General features: G+C 51.8%; 1 pseudogene. It reads right to left on the bottom strand.

Features of this window, described 5'->3' with window-relative positions:
• Positions 1-51 precede the first annotated feature (51 nt).
• A pseudogene (tsaA, locus tag FDX22_RS26495) lies at positions 52-557 on the bottom strand (tRNA (N6-threonylcarbamoyladenosine(37)-N6)-methyltransferase TrmO); the annotation flags it as partial.

Raw genomic sequence — 557 nt, 5'->3', positions numbered from 1 at the left:
GTGGTTTAGTTTACCAGCGAGAAAGGGATGTCAAAAGAGAAGGGCATGAAATTAGCGGGGTTCAAGCGCAAAGACTTCAAAACCTTCTTCCGTTACGCGCCAGCGCACGTTGAAATCGTGTAGCCAGACGGCATATGTTTTGCCTGTCTCTTCACCCTTACGATACGCAGGACGTGGATCCTGTGCCAGTACTTCGCCGATAAATGTTTTCAGCAATGGATAACATTTTTCCAGCGTCAGGAGCTGTTGTTCAACCTCTGTAGTGAAACTTACCGCCATTTCNCTGCGCGTAGCTGGCAGTGGCGTCAGGCAGTGCTTCTGCAAATGGCAGATAAGGTTTGATGTCGACCACCGGCGTTCCGTCGACCAGGTCCAGACTACCCAGTTTCAGAATGACGCTCTCTTTGTGGCAGACAATTTCTTTTAACTCAACCAGCGACATACCGACAGGGTTAGGACGAAAGGTCGAACGCGTGGCAAAGACGCCCATTCTGGCGTTACCGCCCAGACGGGGTGGGCGCACGGTTGGACGCCATCCACCTTCCATTGTCTGATGA

This window comes from Citrobacter sp. TBCS-14, from assembly GCF_005280805.1.
In the GTDB taxonomy this organism is placed as follows: domain Bacteria; phylum Pseudomonadota; class Gammaproteobacteria; order Enterobacterales; family Enterobacteriaceae; genus Citrobacter; species Citrobacter gillenii.
The sequence above is the reverse complement of the archived record's forward strand: the minus strand, read 5'-3'. Positions and strand labels throughout refer to the sequence as shown.